General features: G+C 53.3%; 17 protein-coding genes. 1 reads left to right on the top strand and 16 read right to left on the bottom strand.

The window, feature by feature from the left end; all coding sequences use genetic code 11:
• Position 1 precedes the first annotated feature (1 nt).
• The 12 genes from ABMV07_RS05800 to rho form a co-directional block, all read right to left on the bottom strand.
• Positions 2-979 (bottom strand): F0F1 ATP synthase subunit gamma, encoded by a 978-nt coding sequence (locus tag ABMV07_RS05800; RefSeq protein WP_088267509.1) that lies wholly within the window; start codon positions 977-979, stop codon positions 2-4.
• Positions 980-1,032: 53 nt separating this feature from the next.
• On the bottom strand, positions 1,033-2,661 hold the full coding sequence (atpA, locus tag ABMV07_RS05795) for a F0F1 ATP synthase subunit alpha (RefSeq protein ID WP_088267539.1): 1,629 nt from the start codon (positions 2,659-2,661) through the stop codon (positions 1,033-1,035).
• Between the two features lie 60 nt (positions 2,662-2,721).
• Positions 2,722-3,543, bottom strand: a complete 822-nt coding sequence (locus tag ABMV07_RS05790) for a F0F1 ATP synthase subunit delta (RefSeq protein WP_088267510.1) — start codon at positions 3,541-3,543, stop codon at positions 2,722-2,724.
• 5 nt (positions 3,544-3,548) lie between these two features.
• Positions 3,549-4,115, bottom strand: coding sequence for a F0F1 ATP synthase subunit B (locus tag ABMV07_RS05785; RefSeq protein ID WP_088267511.1), 567 nt, complete (start codon positions 4,113-4,115; stop codon positions 3,549-3,551).
• Between the two features lie 27 nt (positions 4,116-4,142).
• Positions 4,143-4,382: an ATP synthase F0 subunit C gene (locus tag ABMV07_RS05780; RefSeq protein WP_088267512.1), complete on the bottom strand. Its 240-nt coding sequence runs from the start codon at positions 4,380-4,382 to the stop codon at positions 4,143-4,145.
• An 85-nt stretch (positions 4,383-4,467) separates the two neighbouring features.
• Positions 4,468-5,253, bottom strand: coding sequence for a F0F1 ATP synthase subunit A (gene atpB, locus ABMV07_RS05775; RefSeq protein ID WP_003851089.1), 786 nt, complete (start codon positions 5,251-5,253; stop codon positions 4,468-4,470).
• Between the two features lie 483 nt (positions 5,254-5,736).
• Positions 5,737-6,180, bottom strand: a complete 444-nt coding sequence (locus ABMV07_RS05770; protein ID WP_088267513.1) for a hypothetical protein — start codon at positions 6,178-6,180, stop codon at positions 5,737-5,739.
• A 17-nt stretch (positions 6,181-6,197) separates the two neighbouring features.
• Positions 6,198-7,367 (bottom strand): MraY family glycosyltransferase, encoded by a 1,170-nt coding sequence (locus tag ABMV07_RS05765; RefSeq protein ID WP_196977473.1) that lies wholly within the window; start codon positions 7,365-7,367, stop codon positions 6,198-6,200.
• Positions 7,368-8,018: an L-threonylcarbamoyladenylate synthase gene (locus ABMV07_RS05760; protein WP_088267515.1), complete on the bottom strand. Its 651-nt coding sequence runs from the start codon at positions 8,016-8,018 to the stop codon at positions 7,368-7,370.
• 107 nt (positions 8,019-8,125) lie between these two features.
• Positions 8,126-8,944, bottom strand: coding sequence for a peptide chain release factor N(5)-glutamine methyltransferase (gene prmC, locus ABMV07_RS05755; RefSeq protein ID WP_196977474.1), 819 nt, complete (start codon positions 8,942-8,944; stop codon positions 8,126-8,128).
• A gap of 4 nt (positions 8,945-8,948) precedes the next feature.
• Positions 8,949-10,019, bottom strand: a complete 1,071-nt coding sequence (prfA, locus tag ABMV07_RS05750) for a peptide chain release factor 1 (protein WP_088267517.1) — start codon at positions 10,017-10,019, stop codon at positions 8,949-8,951.
• Entirely contained in the window at positions 10,019-12,082 is a 2,064-nt protein-coding gene (rho, locus tag ABMV07_RS05745; RefSeq protein WP_088267518.1) for a transcription termination factor Rho, read from the bottom strand. The genes prfA and rho overlap by 1 nt, the downstream gene beginning before the upstream one ends.
• Positions 12,083-12,443: 361 nt before the next feature.
• Between rho and ABMV07_RS05740 the strand changes: the two genes are divergently transcribed.
• Entirely contained in the window at positions 12,444-14,183 is a 1,740-nt protein-coding gene (locus tag ABMV07_RS05740) for a long-chain fatty-acid--CoA ligase (protein ID WP_088267540.1), read from the top strand.
• A gap of 59 nt (positions 14,184-14,242) precedes the next feature.
• Here ABMV07_RS05740 and thrB read toward each other — a convergent pair whose 3' ends face one another.
• The 4 genes from thrB to argS all read right to left on the bottom strand — a co-directional run bounded on the left by thrB (position 14,243) and on the right by argS (position 19,711).
• The gene (gene thrB, locus ABMV07_RS05735) at positions 14,243-15,169 is read right to left on the bottom strand and encodes a homoserine kinase (protein ID WP_088267519.1); all 927 of its coding nucleotides are present in this window, start codon (positions 15,167-15,169) and stop codon (positions 14,243-14,245) included.
• Positions 15,170-15,173: 4 nt separating this feature from the next.
• The gene (locus tag ABMV07_RS05730; RefSeq protein WP_088267520.1) at positions 15,174-16,520 is read right to left on the bottom strand and encodes a homoserine dehydrogenase; all 1,347 of its coding nucleotides are present in this window, start codon (positions 16,518-16,520) and stop codon (positions 15,174-15,176) included.
• Between the two features lie 207 nt (positions 16,521-16,727).
• Positions 16,728-18,056, bottom strand: coding sequence for a diaminopimelate decarboxylase (lysA, locus tag ABMV07_RS05725; protein WP_197690978.1), 1,329 nt, complete (start codon positions 18,054-18,056; stop codon positions 16,728-16,730).
• Between the two features lie 2 nt (positions 18,057-18,058).
• Positions 18,059-19,711 carry an arginine--tRNA ligase gene (argS, locus tag ABMV07_RS05720; RefSeq protein ID WP_088267522.1) on the bottom strand — a complete coding sequence of 551 codons (1,653 nt, stop codon included), beginning with the start codon at positions 19,709-19,711 and terminating at the stop codon, positions 18,059-18,061.
• Between the last annotated feature and the right edge of the window lie 9 nt (positions 19,712-19,720).

Below are 19,720 nucleotides of genomic sequence, written 5' to 3'. Positions count from 1 at the left end.
TCTAGTCACTTTCTCCGCTATCGCCGAGTGCGCTAGCGCCACCGACGATTTCTGTGATTTCCTGGGTGATCTGTGCCTGACGGGCCTGGTTGGCAACACGCGATAGGTCCTTGACCAGGGCCGTAGCGTTGTCAGTTGCAGACTTCATAGCGTTACGACGCGATGCGGACTCTGCAGCAGCAGCTTCGAGGAACATTGCGAACAAGCTGCGGGATACGTACTGCGGAAGCAGTGCTTCCAGCAAGGTATCTGCGTCTGGTTCGAATTCAACGTCCGGAGTCGGCTCGCCGGATTGATCCAAGATGCCATCTGCTTCTGGGATTTCAACAGTCTCGATGACTGGCTCAATCGGCAAAAGCTGATGTGCATGTGCAGTCTGAGTCAGCATGGACTCGAACTCGGTGTACACAACATGGACTTGGTCAAAGCCTTGGATTTCCTGGCCCTCATCGGTGTTCAAGCCATCGCGGTACCGTGCGGTGCCGTTAGAGCTGGCGTTGAAACCGTCGATGAGGTGGCGACGAACGTCGTGTGTTTCTTCCCAAGAAGGATCCTGGGAGAAACCGGTCCAAGCACCCGCAACCTCTTGGCCACGGAACTTGTAATAACCAACACCCTTGTTACCGGTGACGTAACGAACAACTTCATATCCGTTTTCTTCGAGCAGCTTTTCAAGTTCTGCCGCTTTCTTGAAAACGTTGTAGTTGTAGCCACCAGCCATACCACGGTCACTCGAAACAACGAGGACTGCGGCACGCTTTCCACCCTCACGCTCGCGGAGCATGGGGTGCTCAAGGGAGCTAGCTGCAGCGAGACGCTCCATCACTTTGTGGATCTCAGTGGCGTAAGGCTGAGAAGCCTCTACCCTAGCCTGAGCCTTAGTGATGCGCGACGTCGCGATCAGCTCTTGAGCCTTGGTGATCTTCTTTGTGGAGTTCACTGACCGGATACGGTCGCGCAGCTCACGAAGATTTGCCATGGTTCATTCGCCTCCCTTCTTTTCCTTGATGGTCGTTTTCAGACTGTAACGTCTTACTTCTTCACCGAAATCGTGTTCTTCTTCACCTGGTCTACAGGCAATGCCTCGACCTCTGGCTCGTTAATCACGGGGGTGCCATCAGTGGTCTGGAAGGTGCGCTTGAAATCCTCGGTTGCAGCGACGAGCGCAGCCTGGGATTCCTCGGACAGCTGAGCACCGCCGGCAATCTGCTCGAATACCTGTGGTGCAGCAGCGTGCAGGTGATCGATCAAATCAAACTCGAAGCGACGGATGTCTTCGACGGGAACGGTATCGAAGTGGCCGTTGCCTGCAAGCCAGATGGAAACGATCTGGTGCTCAACAGACTGAGGTGCGTTCTCTGCCTGCTTGAGCAACTCGACCAAGCGGGCACCGCGGTCAAGCTGAGCCTTGGAAGCAGCATCGAGGTCAGATGCGAAAGTAGCGAATGCCTCGAGGTCGCGGTAAGCAGCGAGATCCAGACGCAACGAACCGGAAACCTTCTTCATGCCCTTAGTCTGAGCTGCGCCACCAACACGGGAAACGGACACACCGACGTTAATAGCCGGGCGAACACCTTGGTTGAACAGATCGGACTCGAGGAATACCTGACCATCGGTGATGGAGATCACGTTGGTAGGAATGAAGGCAGAAACGTCGTTTGCCTTGGTCTCGATGATTGGAAGTGCCGTCATGGAACCTGCGCCCATGTCGTCGGAGAGCTTTGCAGCACGCTCCAGCAGACGGGAGTGGAGGTAGAAGACGTCACCTGGGTAAGCTTCGCGTCCTGGTGGGCGACGAAGCAGCAAGGAGATGGCACGGTATGCCTCTGCCTGCTTGGTCAGATCATCGTAGATAACCAGGACGTGGTTACCCTGGTACATCCAGTGCTGGCCCAATGCAGCACCTGCGAAAGGTGCCAACCACTTGAATCCTGCGGAATCAGAAGCTGGTGCAGCAACGATGGTAGTGTACTCCAGCGCACCGTGCTCTTCTAGGGTCTGACGAACGGCAGCAATGGTCGAGCCCTTCTGGCCGACTGCAACATAGATGCAGCGAACCTGCTTGCTCTTATCGCCGGACTCCCAGTTAGCCTTCTGGTTCAAGATGGTGTCGATGCAGACTGCAGTCTTACCAGTCTTGCGGTCACCAATGATCAGCTGACGCTGACCGCGGCCGATTGGGGTCATTGCATCGATAGCCTTGATGCCGGTCTGCATTGGCTCTTCGACTGGCTGACGCTGCAGCACAGAAGGTGCCTGCAGTTCGAGGACACGCTGTTCCTCAGCCTCGATAGCGCCAAGGCCGTCAATTGGCTGGCCTAGTGGGTTGATGACGCGACCAAGGAACTTCTCGCCAACCGGAATCGAGAGGACCTCGCCGGTTCGCTTGACTTCGTCGCCTTCTTTAAGGATTTCGTAGTTACCCAAAACCACAACGCCGATACGGTCGGTGTCAAGGTTCTGTGCGACGCCGATGACGCCGCTAGGGAACTCGAGGAGCTCATTTGCCATAACCGAAGGCAAGCCCGAAACCTGGGCAATACCATCAGCTGCGGAAATGACCACGCCGACCTCCTCACGGGAGGCCTCCGCGGAGTAGCTCGAGGTGTAGTTCGCAATCGCGCTACGGATCTCATCGGAGGAGATCGTAAGCTCCGCCATGTTCTTCCTGCTCTCGGTAGTTTCTTCCAGCATTATTTCTCTTTGTGTTGTCGCGTTGGCTTACGCGAGGTTCGCGCGGAGACGCTCGAGCTTGCCCGAGGTCGATCCATCGATAACTTCGTCGCCAACTCGGATGACCAAACCACCGAGGAGGCTGGTATCAACCTCAGAGTGGATGCTCATCGCACGACCATAAATGCGCTCTAGCTTCTGTGCCAGTGCCTGGTTTTGTTCATCATTGAGACGTCCTGCGCTTACGACGTGTGCTACGGAGTGGCCTTGCAATGCAGCAGCCTCCTTAGATAGCGCATCAATATCGTCAATCGCATTGGACTCACGACGTCCAATAACCTGGAGTGCAAGGGCTTCAGTCACAGCAGTGACTTTGCCGTATAGCACCTTCGCCAGCAGCTCACGCTTCTTTGCACCGTCTGTACTGCGGTCATCGAGCAAGAGAGTCAACTCTGGCTCCTTGTCCAAAATGCGGGAGAGGCGGAAGAGTTCGTCTTCTACCTGGCCCAATTGTCCTTGACCTTCAGCGGAACGGAGAAGTGCGCGGCGGCCCAACGTGACCAGCCCATCACGGAATTCGCGAGGGTTAGACCACAGTTCGCGTGCAGAGGTGACGAGAACCTCTAGCGTCGCAGGGCTGACTTTTCCGGCGAACACAGCAGAAACCAATCCAGCGCGATGTTCGGCAGACTTCGCGGAATCTGCGACAGCAACGCGCAGTGCGCGGTCGCCATCCAGAACCTCGACTACGTCGAAAAGCTCTGCGCCAGTGTGCGCTGCAGTAGCGATAGCGTTTTCCTTGGCCTCCCACAATGCCTTGTCGAGGTCAGAGGTAACGCGTGCTAGTGCTTCGCGGCTCGCTGCGTGCATGGTGCTCACTTTCCTGCGGGAGATACGGTGTCGAGCTCAGCCAAGAACTTATCGATCGTACCGGAACGCTTGACGTCGTCGGAGAGCTGGTCTCCAAGCAGACGCTCTGCAAGGCTGATCGAGTTCTGGCCCATCTCGCGACGAAGCTCAGTGACAACCTGCTCACGCTGTGCTGCCAATTGCTTCTCACCGGACTCGATGATGCGGTTGCTCTCCTCGGTGGCCTTTGCCTTCATTTCAGCTTCGATCTGCTTGCCCTTTGCACGAGCTTCTTCGCGGATCTCTGCTGCTTCGGCACGTGCCTCGGCGAGCTGAGCATTGTACTTCTCAAGAGCAGCTTTTGCTTCAGCCTGTGCAGCTTCTGCACGCTGAATGCCACCCTTAATCCGGTCCTCACGTTCGGTCAGGACTTCCTGATACTTCGGACGAACGAACTTCCAGAAGAGGATCAGGACGATAATGAACACGACGAGCGACCAGACGATGTCGTAGCTCGCAGGGAGCAACACGCTAGGGTGATCCTCCAGCGGTTGTGCCTCGCCTTCAGCGAGGTAATTAATGACGTTCGTCATAATCTCGGCTTTCGTGTCGGACGGTTATTAAAGGATGAAGCCTGCAACCAGACCAATGAGGGCGAGAGCCTCAACGAATGCAATACCAAGGAACATGGTGGTACGCAGCTGGCCAGCCATCTCAGGCTGACGTGCCATGCCCTCGAGAGTCTTACCAACGAGGATGCCGATACCAAGGCCAGGGCCGATGGTAGCAATGCCGTAACCAACAGTTGCGATGGAGCCGGAGACTGCGGTGTCAGAAGCAGCAAGGATGACTTCGTTCATGAGAGTGTCGTTCCCTTTCTAGGCGCCCAGTTATTTACTAGGCAATATGAATAATGTAGAGATTGCGATCCGCGGGTCCGCGGGGTCAGTGTTCGTCGGCGTGCAACGCCAGTTCGATGTACACGGCAGAAAGCAGAGCGAAGATGTACGCCTGCAAGAAAATCACCAGCATCTCGAACAGCGTGAACGCGATCCCCGCAACCAAAGTTACGGCGGACAGCGCAGTCCAACCATTCAGCTGCCAGAAGAAGAAGTTCGTGGCAGAGAAAAGAAGCACCAGAATGATGTGTCCTGCGAGCATGTTGGCCATAAGACGAAGGGTCAGTGTGGCCGGACGCAGAACGAATGTCGAGAAGAACTCGAGTGGCACAACGAGCAAGTGAAGAACTGGTGGAAGGTTAGGAATAACCACCGAAGACTTCACATACTTGAAGAAGCCGTAGCGCTTAGCACCTGCGTAGATGAAGGCAATGTAACCGAACAGCGCCAAAACGAGCGGCATACCAATGCGCGCGTTTGGCGAAATGTTCAGGAATGGAATGACCGAAGGCAGGTTGCAGAACAAAACCACAAAGAAAATGGTGGACAGAATTGGCAAGAAACGGTTGCCCTCTTTCTTGCCCAGAATGTCTTCTGCAATGTGAATTCGGACGAAGTCCAAAAGGTATTCAGCAACGTTTTGCAAGCCGGAAGGAACAAGCTTCGGGCTACGCATAGCGACTGCGAAGAAGATTACAAGAACCAACGCCATAAGCAGGCGGACGAACATCAGACGGTCGATTGTGAACCAACCGTTCGCCACATCGGCGAACCAGATGGGATCCGGGAAAAATTCGTGATCCAAGGAGGGCGCGTGAAACTCGCCCTTCATGGCCAAAGTTGTAACGCTCAGCGTTCTCTCCCAGTTTCGGGCCGCATATACCTGAGATCAAGCATGCGGTGCGATGGACGTCTGAAAACTCTCTGCAATCATCACGGACTCCGTCGCACATCAGCATGATGATCGCAGGGGACATGGCCTGAGAAACCGAAAATGATCTACTCAAACAACCCGCGAAATACCCTATCAGGCATCAATGTGAAATTCCCACCTGCGTCGGGGGGATAGTTTCCCCTTGTGGATCCATCATTCAAACACCGCCCTTTAGCGGGCAAAATGCAATTTTGTTACCTCGATCACAAAACGCATGTAGGGGTACCCACCTCCCCCACCCGACGCCCCTAAACAGGTATAAACGTGCAGCAAGGAACACACTAACGGCAATTTTTCTGGCGCCGATTAAGTATGACAAAAAACAAAAATGAGGTCTATGTCTCCTAGACCTCATTTGTATGATTTTTACCCCCTATCGCACTATATGTTCTCTGGCGAAACATACGTCACCCGCGACGTAATAACCCCCCATACCTCCGTTCCAAGCACAACAACGAGCGCGATAATGGTCGTAACTACGAAGGCCACTGGATCATAAAAGTCCATTCCACGCAGGATAATGAGCACAATAAGCAATGCGACGAGCTTAAGAAGCCATCCACCGAGCACCACTGCCCCCGTCGTCGCTGCAGACGTATTAGACGTTACCAAGACGCTCACAACTGTGAGAAGGACAAATCCACCGCCAACAGCAGCACCGAGCACTACTCCCCAGATTCCTGGCAAATCACGGAACCGACCCCATAAAATCAGTGAAATTATAGTGATTGCCACCAATGCTACGGTTCCAAATTTGAGCGCTCGTAATAACGGCCTGCGGTGGTCGTCGAACTGCGAAGCGTTCGATTGGTCAGATGTAATCACGAAATTTTCCTTTAAGTCTATGAGAGTGGACGTTCACGACGATGCGCTTCCTTTTGGGCGCGTATGACTGGCCCCCTACTGGCAAGTACTGCGAACACGATAGCCGTAATCACACCTACGGTGGCAAAAACGGGGGGAACAATCGAGAACGCAACCGCACCAAAAGCGACCACGGACACCCAAAGATAAAGCACCAACACGACCCGCCTATGCGTATGCCCTAAAGACAATAGCCGGTGATGCAGATGCATCTTATCGGCAGAAAACGGTGATTTTCCTTTGCGAACACGCCGGACAATGGCCATCACCAAATCAAGCATCGGAATAAAGACTGCCGCTATCACCACAATGATCGGAGACATCAAGGCGATTACGTCAACTGTGCCGTACAGGCTCATATCGATCTTGCCGCTAGCCGACGTTGACGCTGCCGCAAGCAATAATCCGATGAGCATAGAGCCAGAATCACCCATGAAAATGCGAGCCGGCTCAAAGTTGTGCGGCAAAAATCCTGCGCACATGCCTACGAGGGCAGCCGCAATAATTGCTGGTGGATATGCCGATACCATGCCACCTTGATCATGGAGAACCGTCATAGAAAACAACAAGATAGATAAACCAGCGATCATGCCCAAACCAGCGGCCAAACCATCGAGGCCATCCACAAAGTTGATTGCGTTAATCAATGTGACTGTAAACAGCACCGTGACCAAGGTCGATACCACCTGATCAAGAACAAGCGTCGAGCCACCACCTAAAGGCAGATAGACCAAAGTCCATGTAAGTCCCAAGATGCTCATGACGGCCGCACCTAGAACTTGACCCGCAAGTTTAGTAATCGCGTCCAGCTCAAACAGATCATCGAGAATACCCACGATGACGATAATCGCACCGGCCCAGAAAACGGCGCTCATCTCCGGTGTGACCGGCTTAAACCCTCTAGTCAAGGCTGGAAGCTGGTCGGCCAAGAATACTGCGCCGATAAAACCAGAAAACATCGCCACACCACCAAGACGCGGCTTGGGCTGGGTATGGACATCTCGCTCACGGATTTCACCCATTCGCCCGCTTTTGACCACAGTGTAGCGAACTATCCCCGTGGTCAAAAACGTCAGCGAAGCTGCAACGAGAATGATCAGCGCAAGCTCACGCATGGGTACACCGGCAACACCGGCACCAGCACCCATCTATCGAAGCGTCTCCACGTCGACTTCCAACACTTCTGCGACTCGTTCCGCTGAGATCGCGCCTTCACGAAGAATTCGCGGATGTTCACCGGACAGGTCAATGATTGTCGACGCAGTTCCTACCGGCGTCTCACCAGCGTCAAGATAAACGCTTACATTGTCACCCAACTGACGCTGTGCTTCTTGAGCAGTGGTGGGTGGAGTCTGGCCAGAAATGTTCGCAGAAGATACCGCCATCGGACCTGTTTCACGCAAAAGTTCAATGGCAACTGGGTGCAACGGCATCCGCAGCATCACAGTGCCACGGGTATCGCCGAGGTTCCACTGCAGACTTGGAGCCTGCTCCACAACGATGCTCAGCCCACCTGGCCAAAACGCCTCAATGAGTGTTCGCATTTGATCGGAATAGCTGTGCACCAATCCACGAGCTGTATCCCAGCTACCAACCAATACTGGTACTGGCATATCGGGGCCACGGTGCTTCGTTTCTAGGAGTTTTGCAACTGCGGTGTTATCAAAAGCATCGCAACCGATTCCATAAAGCGTATCGGTGGGAATGACCACTAGTCGGCCATCTTTTACAGTACTGATGGCTTGCTGGAGGCCAGCTTCACGAGTTTCCGCGTCACTGCAGTCAAAGATTCTGCCCACGTTCGAAAGTCTTTCTCTTCTCGATAGTTTTCGGTCCCTCGATGCTACGGGGGATGCTAATTGTTCTGCATCGCTTCAAAACAAAGATATGCATTTGAAGCCACTTCTTAGGGAATCTTACTCGCAACCACAAACCTACTGCGTCCAGTGAGATCCTTCAGCGGTTCAATGTTGCTAAATCCACCATGATCTTTGAGCGCATGTTGCGTTTGCTCAGACGTTGAATCATCATGCTCGATGCCCACAAGTCCACCAGGTGCCAATAGCCGATGAATCACCGGAATCATGGCGTTAATAGTGTCCATTCCCGAATCACCAGAAAACACCGCCATACTGGGGTCTTGGTACACTTCGGGCTCTAAATCATTACTTAATGGCACATAGGGTGGATTACTCACGAGGAGATCCACTGCCCCACTGAGGTGATCTAAGACCTCTGGATCTGTAACGTCACCTTGAACCAGATGGACTCGGTCAGGAAGATTTCTACGAGCAAATGCCATGGCTGCATCAGATAGTTCCACAGCCCATACCGAGCACTCAGGATGTTCGTGTGCGATGTAAGCTGCTAACGCCCCTGCCCCAGTGCATAAATCGACCACGACGTCCTTGGAGTCAGTATGACGAACTGCCCAATCGGCTAGCACCTCAGTTTCTGGACGCGGAATAAAAACACCTGGGCCCACATGAAGTTCCAATGGGCCAAACCACGCCACTTGGAGAATGTGTTGGAGTGGCTCACGGTTTTTCCTTCGCTCAACCCATTCCCAGAAGTGCTCTGGAACATCATGATCGCATTTAAGGAATAACTCCATAGGTTTGCAGTTCAGTAAATGCGCCGCCATAAGGTGAGCGTCGTTACGCGGCGAGGCCACCCCCGCCTCAGCGAGAATGGCCTCCGCCTTGTGTAATGCCTGAGCTAGCACGTGGCTATTCCGCCTCGAGCCTCTCGGCACGCTCTGCTGCCTGCAACGCAGAGAACAGATCATCAAGATCACCGTTGAGTACAGAGTCAAGGTTGTTGGCCTTGTATCCAATGCGGTGATCCGAGATGCGGTTCTCTGGCCAGTTGTAGGTACGGATTCGTTCCGAGCGGTCCATGGTACGAATCTGTGCAGCGCGACCCTCAGCTGCTTCTGCTTCCGCCTGTTCTTCTGCTATAGCTTGAAGACGAGCAGCAAGCACCTGCATAGCACGAGCCTTGTTCTGGATCTGCGAACGTTCCTTTTGGCAGGTCACGACCAACCCTGTAGGAAGGTGTGTAATACGCACAGCGGAGTCTGTGGTGTTCACGCCCTGACCGCCTTTACCCGAGGAACGGTAGACGTCGACACGCAAATCTTTGTCGTCGATCTCGACCTCAGCTACCTCATCGGGCTCAGGGTAGACCAGTACACCTGCTGCCGATGTTTGGATGCGGCCTTGAGACTCAGTGACAGGCACACGCTGCACACGGTGCACGCCACCTTCAAACTTGAACACACTCCATGCACCATCACGAGATGGAGTCTTCGAGCGAATGGACAAGGTCATGTCTTTGACGCCACCCAAATCAGATTCGGACAAGCCCAGAACCTCGACCGTGAAACCATGCTTTTCCGCGTAGCGTTGGTACATACGCACTAGTTCACCAGCGAAAAGTGCAGCTTCTTCACCACCGGCACCCGCTTTGACTTCCATCACGATGTCATCACCATCGTGAGGATCGCGTGGTGCAAGCAGGTCAGCGAGCTGTTCTTCCAAAGAAACGATTTCTTCGGCAAGGCGTTCGGCCTCAGCGGCGAACTCTTTATCCTCGTAAGCCATTTCCTCAGCGGCTTCGTGGTCGTCACGAGCCTGCACCAACTTGTTGTTTACGTTGATGATGGGCTGCAACTCCGAATAACGCTTAGATAGCTTACGGAATAGCGTTTGGTCACCCATCGTCTCTGGATCAGCCATTTGGGCTTCGATGCCCTGGTATTCCGAGACGATGTCGTCAACTGCAGAAACCTGAGACATTAGTCCTCCTCAGCATCCGCAGCCATCGGCGCAGAACTTGCTACCTGCATCAAGAATTCACCATTGGACTTGGTCTTCTTGAGCTGCTTGATCAACAAATCGATAGCCTGCTGATTATCCAAGGCAGAAAGCATACGGCGGAGTTTGCGCATAATGCGAGCTTCTTCCGGAGCCAGCAGCAACTCATCCTTACGGGTACCCGAAGGGTTGACGTCGACAGCTGGGAATACACGGCGCTCAGAGATCTTACGATCCAGCTTCAGCTCGGCGTTACCGGTGCCCTTGAATTCCTCGAATATCACGGTGTCGCCGGCAGAACCAGTCTCGACCATGGCCGTGGCGATAATCGTAAGAGATCCACCATTTTCGATGTTGCGAGCCGCACCAAGGAAACGCTTTGGTGGGTACAACGCGTTGGAGTCTACACCACCGGAGAGAATTCGGCCGGATGCAGGCGAGCTGTTGTTGTAGGCACGGCCAAGACGCGTAATGGAGTCTAGGAGGACAACAACATCCTGTCCCTGCTCCACGAGGCGCTTCGCACGCTCAATAGCAAGCTCTGCAACAGCGGTGTGCTCGCTTGGTGGACGGTCGAAGGTCGACGCAATAACTTCGCCCTTCACAGAGCGCTGCATATCGGTAACTTCTTCCGGACGCTCATCCACCAGAACAACCATGAGGTAGCACTCTGGGTTGTTGGTAGCAATAGCGTTCGCGATATTTTGCAGGATCGTGGTCTTACCAGCCTTAGGAGGAGACACGATCAAAGCACGCTGACCTTTACCAATCGGCATGATCAAATCGATCACACGGGTAGTCAAAACCTTAGGCTCGGTTTCGAGGCGCAGACGCTGGTTGGGGTACAACGGGGTGAGTTTGGCAAACTCAGGACGTGCCTTTGCTTCTTCCACCGTCATTCCGTTGATTGAATCAACGCGTACCAATGGGTTGTACTTCTGGCGGTTACGGCCACGGTTGTGTCCGCCGTGGTTGTTTTCGCCATTCATACGAACTTGGCCCACAATTGCGTCGCCAGAACGCAGCCCCAAGCGGCGAATCATCTGGTTGTTCACGTAGACATCAGCAGCACCGGCGTGGTAGCCGGAGGTACGCACGAAAGCAACATTGTTGTCCACGATGTCCAAAATGCCTGCAACATTTTGCAAGACTTCATCTTCACGTGGTTCGTTGTTGTTATTTTCGCGATTATCACGGTTGTCATCGCGGTCACGGCCACGACGGTTACGACGATTACGACGATTGCGGTCCCCACGATCGTTACGATCGCCACGCTCCCCACGCTCATGGCGGTTGCCACGGCGGTTGTCCTCACGACCATTGTCGTTGGAGTCCGACTTGGTGGATTGATCAGCTTGATCAGAACGAGCTTGCTCGTTGCTGTTGTCTGCTACCTCAGTGGATTCTGGTGCGACGTCGTTGCGAGAGTTCTCATTTTCTGGCTGAGATGCTTCGCTCTCATCTTTAGTGCCAGGGCGATTGTTTTCGCGCTGCTCACGACGAGCACGGTTACGACGGGCACGTCGAGCGGCAGAACGAGACTCGTAGTGGTTGTTATCTTTATCCTCAGAACCTGCCTCAGCAGACTGCTCTTCAGAGGACTTGTCAGTAGCTTCTGCTACGCGAACCTCAGTAGGTTCCTCCTGCGTAGTTTTCACAGATGTCTTTACTGCACGACGACGGCGTGGCTGACGCTCGGACTCACCAGCTGGAGCTTCTTTATCTGGTTTTGGCGCAGGATTCTGTTCTGTAGGCGCAGCAACTTCTGTTACCACTGGTGCTGACTCGGAACCAGCATCTTGGGCAACGTGCTTAGTCGCACGACGACGTGCTGGACGTTCCTTCTTTGGTGCATCTGCTTTGTTCTCTTCCGAGGGGGCCACAGACGTTAAATGAGCGGCAGAGGTACCGTTAATAGCCGCAATTAGATCACCCTTACGCAGGGCGGACGTTCCTTTCAGGCCCATTTCTGCGGCAATTTTGCGCAGTTCGGGCAAACGCAGAGCAGCGAGATTACGCTGTGCGCCGTTATCTGTATTAGTCACAGATGTCCTTTCGTTGCGTGATCAGCAGTCAAGGAGTCACTGGGAATAGTTCAACCAAGACACAACCGCTGACAGCATTCTGTGGAATTGACTGGATTCAAACGGGTAAAAACACCGAAATTTCGGCGAGAATCCGTGGCATACCACGACCGATCACCATAAACGTAGCAGATAGTGATGGTGAGGTGTGCCGAGTAATGAACTTCTGCTGCGAAGAGGCTATACACACTGGCGGTTCGGTAAGAAGTAAACATCGAACCGTGGGCAAGCACAGAAAGTTTCCGTGAAGTTCGTAGCGATTCTAACCCATAAAGTAGGTTTAAGTGAACTTTGTGCTGAAAACACAACTATGGTGATTATCATGCTCAGCACAATGCAGGACATCCCGCTTAATCTCGCGCGCATTCTCACCTACGGTGCCACCGCCCACGCGGACACAAAGATCATCACCTTTGATGGCGAGGTAGCATCAGAGACGACATATGCGGAAATTGCCGCACGAGCTGCGGCTTTCGCCCACGCGCTTCACGACGAACTAGGTATTGACGATGACCAGCGAGTCGGATCGATGATGTATAACTGCGCAGAACATCTCGAAGTTCTGTTTGCGGTTTCCTGCATGGGTGCTGTTTTTAATCCGCTGAATAAGCAATTAATGAATGATCAGATTCGCCACATCATTAATCATGCTGAAGATGAAGTCATCGTTGCTGATCAACGCCTCGCTAAACAACTGGGCACGATCCTGCATCAAGGATGCCCTAGTGTGCGTGCCGTGATCTTCATCGGAACAAGCCCTATCACGGATGCAGCCACGGAAATACCCGAGGGAATCACCTGCTACTCCTACGAATCGCTTCTCGACGGTCGCAGCACCGTCTACGAATGGCCACAAGTTGAAGAAACCACAGCAGCGGCGATCTGCTACTCCACCGGCACCACTGGAGCACCCAAAGGTGTGGCATATTCCCACCGTGCGTTGTATCTCCAAGCGCTAAATCTTCGCACCACAGACTCGCTCGCCGTTACCCACGGGCAATCATTTTTATGCTGCGTGCCGATCTATCACATCTTGAGCTGGTGTGTCCCCATCGCAGCCTTCATGTCCGGCACTCCCCTCGTATTCCCTGGATCTAGTGTGTCGGCTCCTTCCCTTGCACATATCATCGCGTCTGCGCATCCTCGTGTTGCCCACGGTGTTCCCACGTTGTGGATCCAGCTCATGGTCCACTACATGCGCCACTCTCCTGAACGTATGAGCCTGCAAGAAATCTATGTGGGAGGTTCCGCTGTACCGGCGATCTTGATCAAGCTTTGGGAAGAACGCTACGGTGTCGATGTAGTCCACGTGTGGGGCATGACTGAAACGGTTGCAATCGGTACGGTGGCACGACCACCATCGGGAGTTTCAGGTGAAACCCGACTGAACTATCGCATTAGCCAAGGTCGGTTCCCCGCCACTTTGGAATATCGAGTAGTCAATGATGGCGAAATCATGAGCTCGACCGACCGTAACCAAGGTGAAATTCAAGTCCGAGGAAATTGGGTCACCGAACGCTACTACCACTCATCGACCGAGGACAATGGCGGTGCTGCGTCAATGTTCCGCGACCACGAAGTAGAGGATGCACCTGAACAGTTCACTGAGGATGGTTGGCTTCGCACAGGTGATGTTGGTTCAGTAACTCGCGACGGTTACCTCACGATCCATGACCGCGCACGCGATGTCATCCGCTCAGGCGGCGAATGGATCTACTCCACAATGTTGGAAAACGAAATCATGGCAGCAACAGTCGTCGTTGAGGCAGCAGTAATTGGATATCCCGATCCTAAATGGGGCGAACGACCGCTGTCAGTGACAGTCTTAGCTGCAGGTGTGGAACCGAATAAAGAAACCGCTGAACGCCTACGCGAGCGGTTACGCGATACGTTCCCTAACTGGATGCTTCCGGAATACTGGACGTTTGTTAAATCCATTGACAAAACATCCGTGGGCAAGTTTGACAAAATTGACCTGCGCCAGCACTTGGCTGATGGCGATTTTGAAATCATTGTACTCAAAGGCCCAGGTAGATCCTCCCATAGCGATTCCGCCGAATGACGACTACCGCCCTCCTAGAGACTTGACTAGGGGGCGGTAGTTAAATTGGTATGGGTTATCTAGGCATCGACTTTCACCGATACAGCACCTGCTACATCCAAGGACAGCACACGCAGCCCAGCTTCACGCGCGTCATTGAGAACAGCCTCGTCGACTGGTTCAGTATGAAGCACCATGATGGTCGGCCCAGCGCCAGACAAGTAGGCAGCATAGCCACGATTGCGAAGTCGGTTGACCCATTCCGCCGTCACTGGCAAGACATCTGCACGGTACGGCTGATGCAGTCTATCGCGGGTACCTTCCCACAACAGCTCTGGATGGTGCTGCAAAGCTACTGTCATGACGGCACAACGCGAAACATTAAATCGCGCATCGAGGTGAGTAACGTCGCTAGGCAAAACTCGACGAACAGCTTCCGTTGATGCATGGAAATCAGGAACCAACGCTGTCGCTTTAATTCGATTATCGACGCTAATCGTCACCGCCTTGAACTGCGGTTCAGTACGTCCGTCGACTGGAATTTCAGTCCATGAAACAACCGCATTTCCTAGTACTGAAGCAGCGGCGTTGTCTGGATGCCCTTCGAATGCTGAGGAAAGCTGAACCACACGGGCGTCGTCAAGCGGGAATCCAGCTAGACCATTTGCCGCCGCAACACCGGCAACAGCAGCAGCCGCAGACGAGCCTAAACCACGTGACTGCGGAATGTTGTTATGGCAGACAACTCTTAGCCCAGGTACCTGTACATCAGCGGCCTTCAATCCTGCACGGATTGCTTTAACCACTAGGTGTGAACCATCAAGAGAAAGCTCACCCTGGCCTTCACCAAAAACCTCGACTTCAAGACCATGGTCAGCCACCTCCACTTCAACGGTGTCGTACAAAGACAACGCCAAACCCAAAGTGTCAAAGCCTGGGCCCAAGTTTGCCGACGATGCTGGCACCGTGACCGTTACTTTTTTACCTACCGGCAACTCTATAGCCATGGGTTTACTCCCCTGCTAGACGAATAACGCTGTTGATCTTTTTTACCGAGTCAGAATTCTTAATCTGTTCCACGGTTGCTTCAAGTTCCGATTCCTTGGCCGTATGTGTAACCACAATCAAGCGGGCATGACCATCTTTTTCAGCCTGACGCACAGTGCGCAACGAAATACCATGATTAGAGAAGGTCTTAGCAAGATCCGCCAATACGCCAACGCGGTCTTCTACTTCCATATCGATATGGAAGCGTGTAGGAACCTCGCCGAATGGTGCAATGGGAAGATCCGCATAGGTGGATTCGCCTGGGGCACGCCCACCAAAGACCTTGTTGCGAGCAGCGCCGACAATATCGCCGAGCACCGCCGATGCCGTTGGGTTACCTCCAGCACCATTGCCGTAGAACATAAGCCGGCCTGCAGCTTCAGCTTCAACGAAAATTGCGTTGAAGGACTTATCTACGCTGGCCAGGGGGTGATTGCGTGGGACCAAGGTGGGATGAACGCGCGCAGAAACCTTTTCTACGCCATCAACATTGAGCCGCTCGCAGATAGCAAGCAGTTTGATAGTAAAGCCTGCTTCCTTGGCTGCGTTGATGTCGTCTGCCGTGATCTTCGAGATTCCCTCGCAGTACACATCCGCATACGTTACGCGTGTATGGAATGCCAAGGATGCAAGAATAGCTGCTTTCGATGCTGCATCATGACCTTCAACATCTGCTGTTGGGTCTGCTTCTGCATAGCCCAAGCAGGTGGCTTCTGCGAGTATGTCGTCATAGCTTGCACCCGTAGAATCCATGGCGTCCAAGATGAAGTTGGTCGTTCCGTTAACGATGCCGGCAACCGACTGGATCTGGTCACCAGCCAAGGAACGACGTAGTGGGCCAAGCACTGGGATTGCAGCGGCTACTGCGGCCTCAAAGTAGAGGTCAACTCCGGCCTCGTCAGCTGCAGCAGCAAGCTCCTCTGAATGAGCCGCGACCAGTGCCTTGTTTGCTGTCACCACAGACTTTCCGCTGTGTAGAGCCTCAAGAATGAGCTCACGCGGATAATCGATTCCACCGATGACTTCCACAACGATGTCTACGTCATCACGAGCGATAAGCGAGCGCGCATCGTCTGTAAGTAGTCCGAGTTGATCGGCAAGAGATCCACGGTGCTTTCCCACACTGGAGGCAGCAACACCCTTGACCTCAAGCGGTCCACCGGCGCGATGCTGGAAATCATTATAATTCTCGGTGATGAGACGAAGAACTTGGCTACCCACTGTGCCATAGCCCAAAATCGCGATTCCCACAGGTGATCCTTCACCTTTGCCAGGGTTAAACGTTGCATGATGCTGCGAGTCAGGGTTCATAGCACTCCTCGTAGAAGTTCCTATAGCGGAACAGGTGGGCATTAGGTTTCCCAAATTGTAGCAGCGTTCCGCTTCCCACTTCGGTGTCATGGGGACACGATACTTCTCCTTACCCCCACTTCACCTGCAATTACAGGAAAAATAAGAACCCACATTTCACGCACAATATATGCACAAAATGGGGGTATTTGGACATTTCGTCTCACGTTACGGAACGTCTAACTGCAATAAATCGTCAATAGTTTCCCGTTTCACCATCACGCTTGCTTGCCCGTCGAACACACTCACAACCGCAGGACGCCCCATCATGTTGTAGCGACTGCTCATAGCAAAGCAATAGGCACCGGTAGCGGCCAATGCTAACAAGTCGCCCTCGCGAATATCATCAGGCAGCATCGCATCGTTGATCAAAATGTCTCCGGATTCACAATGCGAGCCCACTACTCGACTCGAAATTGGTGTTCCGGTGATGTTTCGGTTAACCACCCGCGCATCATACTCAGCCTCATAAAGAGCAGGACGAATGTTGTCGCTCATGCCACCATCCACTGCTAGATAACGACGCGTCTGTCGATCAGTCACGTGGACGTCTTTAACCGTTCCTACCTCATAAACCGTAACGGTTGAGGGACCAGCAATGGCTCGCCCAGGCTCAACAAGGACTTCCGGCGCACTGATACCGATTTCATCAGCCGCAGACTGTACTGCTTTGAGCAAATCTTGAGCCACAGTAGCAACATCCAATGGTGTTTCATCTTCGGTATACGCAATTCCGTATCCGCCACCGAGGTCAAGCTGCTCTAAATCCACACCAAGTTCACGGTGAATTCTGGAGTACAAATCGAGAACGCGCTGAGCTGCCAAGCTAAATCCCTGAGCGTCAAATACCTGCGATCCCACGTGACAGTGCAGACCAATGAGGTACAAAGACTCAGACAAGATAGCGCGCGCCGCCGCCGCATATGCAGAACCAGAGGCCAACGAGAAACCGAATTTTTGGTCTTCGTGGCTAGTAGCGATGAACTCGTGAGTGTGGGCTTCGATACCAGGTTTTACACGCACCATCACAGGCTGTTGAATACCTGCTGCACCAGCAATTTCCTCAAGGCGTTCGAGTTCTACCATGGAGTCGATGACGACATGTCCCACACGGGCGTCGACGAGCGCTTGCAAAAAGGCACGCTCTTTATTGTTGCCATGTGCCGTTATGCGTTGCGACGGAAAACCTGCCCGCAGTGCGACCTGGAGTTCCCCATGAGAAGCGATATCGAGGCTTAAGCCCTCTTCTTCAACCCACCGAGCAATTCGACGAGTAAGAAACGCCTTGGATGCGTAGTGGACCTTATCCGCGCCACCAAAAGCTGCTGCCATGTCACGACAACGGCTTCGGAAATCTGCCTCATCAACGACGAATACAGGAGTTCCATATTCCTGAGCAATGGACGCCAAAGACACACCGGCGACACTGACATCTCCCCCAGCCTCACGTGCAGCATGTCGTGGCCACACGTGGGAAGGCAGCGCGTTGAAATCCATGACTACATACGCTCCGGTGTAGATACTCCGACAAGCCCCAGCGCATTAGCCAATACCTGACGCGTCGCGCTAGCCAGCGCCAAACGTGCAGTGTGAATAGGCTCAGCAGACGCGCCTGCTTTAGGCAGGATCTGGCAAGAATCGTAAAAACGGTGGAACGTACCAGCAAGATCCTCAGCAAAACGCGCAATGCGGTGCGGTTCGCGTAGCTCTGCTGCAGCCTTCACTACAGCTGGGAACTCACCGAGTGTACGGATCAAATCGCCTTCACGATCATGAGTCAAAAGCGAAAGGTCGGGATCGATTGCGGTCACACCGAGATCAGCAGCTTTACGCGCAATCGAGCACAAACGTGCGTGCCCATACTGAACGTAATAAACAGGGTTATCACTGCTTTGCTGCTCCCACAGTTGCAAGTCAATATTCAAGCTGGAATCAACCGAAGAGCGAATCATCGAGTATCGAGCACCGTCGATCCCGATTGCTTCCACCAGATCGTCCAAGGTGATAACGGTGCCTGCACGCTTAGACATGCGGACAGCCTTGCCGTCACGCACAAGGTTAACCATCTGACCGATGAGGACCTCGACGTTGGAAGGCTCATAGCCCATCGCAGCTGCTGCTGCACGAAGACGAGAAATATAACCGTGATGGTCTGCGCCAAGCATGTAAATGCACAGGTCATGACCGCGGTCGAACTTATCCGCAACATAAGCAATGTCACCGGCAATGTAAGCAGCATCGCCATCAGACTTGATTACTACGCGATCTTTGTCATCACCATATTCAGAGGACTTAAGCCACCAAGCACCCTCATTGAAATACAGGTTGCCGTTGTCTTTCAGAGTCTGAATAGCTTTATCTACTGCACCCGATTCGAACAACGAGTTCTCGTGGAAGTACACGTCGAAATCGGTACCAAACTCATGAAGAGACTCCTTTATGTGCGCGAACATCATCTCAACACCAGTTGCACGGAACGTTTCATTGAGATCCGCTTCGGCCAGAGCCAACACATCTGGGTGCTGCGCAACTACTGCATCAGCGATTTCCTTGATGTAATCTCCGCCGTAACCATCTTCTGGAGCTGGCTCCCCCTTGGCCGAAGCCACCAAAGAATTAGTAAAGCGATCAATCTGACGGCCGTGGTCATTGAAATAGTACTCACGGGTGACCTGTGCACCGGAGGCTTCCAATACACGCCCCAAAGAGTCTCCTACCGCCGCCCAACGTGTACCACCAAGGTGAATTGGGCCAGTTGGGTTCGCAGACACAAATTCAAGATTGACGCGACGCCCCTGATAAAAGTCAGAGTGTCCGAAGGTTGCCCCCGCCTCCAAAATCTTTGCCACAATCTCACCCTGAGCGGCTGCCGCCAAGCGGATATTAATGAAGCCAGGGCCTGCGATCGACGCCTCATCGATTGCCGTGTTGGCAGCGAGGGAGTCGGCAAGCACCTGGCCTAACTCTCGCGGATTCGTCCCAACTTTTCTAGCAATCTGAAGCGCAACGTTTGTTGCATAATCTCCATGCTCTGGGTTGCGTGGGCGCTCCACCACGACAGTTTCAGGGAGCACCGTGGTGTCGAGCTCACGCGCCGACAAAACGTCAATTGCTGTTTGTTTAATTAGTTGAGAAAGATCCGCAGGTGTCATGGGTTAGAA

This window comes from Corynebacterium belfantii (assembly GCF_041898185.1).
GTDB classification, from domain to species: Bacteria; Actinomycetota; Actinomycetes; order Mycobacteriales; family Mycobacteriaceae; genus Corynebacterium; species Corynebacterium belfantii.
Note: the sequence above shows the minus strand (reverse complement) of the source record. Positions and strands in the feature narration are given on the sequence as shown.

Excerpts from the sequence above, each read along its gene's own strand:
- atpB (WP_003851089.1), bottom strand. The coding sequence starts at position 5,253 with ATGAAGGGCGAGTTTCACGCGCCCTCCTTGGATCACGAATTTTTCCCG.
- prfA (WP_088267517.1), bottom strand. The coding sequence starts at position 10,019 with ATGTCTCAGGTTTCTGCAGTTGACGACATCGTCTCGGAATACCAGGGC.
- ABMV07_RS05765 (WP_196977473.1), bottom strand. The coding sequence starts at position 7,367 with ATGGGTGCTGGTGCCGGTGTTGCCGGTGTACCCATGCGTGAGCTTGCG.
- lysA (WP_197690978.1), bottom strand. The coding sequence starts at position 18,056 with ATGGATTTCAACGCGCTGCCTTCCCACGTGTGGCCACGACATGCTGCA.
- argS (WP_088267522.1), bottom strand. The coding sequence starts at position 19,711 with ATGACACCTGCGGATCTTTCTCAACTAATTAAACAAACAGCAATTGAC.
- ABMV07_RS05800 (WP_088267509.1), bottom strand. The coding sequence starts at position 979 with ATGGCAAATCTTCGTGAGCTGCGCGACCGTATCCGGTCAGTGAACTCC.
- thrB (WP_088267519.1), bottom strand. The coding sequence starts at position 15,169 with ATGGCTATAGAGTTGCCGGTAGGTAAAAAAGTAACGGTCACGGTGCCA.
- ABMV07_RS05785 (WP_088267511.1), bottom strand. The coding sequence starts at position 4,115 with ATGACGAACGTCATTAATTACCTCGCTGAAGGCGAGGCACAACCGCTG.
- ABMV07_RS05740 (WP_088267540.1), top strand. The coding sequence starts at position 12,444 with ATGCTCAGCACAATGCAGGACATCCCGCTTAATCTCGCGCGCATTCTC.
- ABMV07_RS05780 (WP_088267512.1), bottom strand. The coding sequence starts at position 4,382 with ATGAACGAAGTCATCCTTGCTGCTTCTGACACCGCAGTCTCCGGCTCC.
- ABMV07_RS05730 (WP_088267520.1), bottom strand. The coding sequence starts at position 16,520 with ATGAACCCTGACTCGCAGCATCATGCAACGTTTAACCCTGGCAAAGGT.
- ABMV07_RS05790 (WP_088267510.1), bottom strand. The coding sequence starts at position 3,543 with ATGCACGCAGCGAGCCGCGAAGCACTAGCACGCGTTACCTCTGACCTC.
- atpA (WP_088267539.1), bottom strand. The coding sequence starts at position 2,661 with ATGGCGGAGCTTACGATCTCCTCCGATGAGATCCGTAGCGCGATTGCG.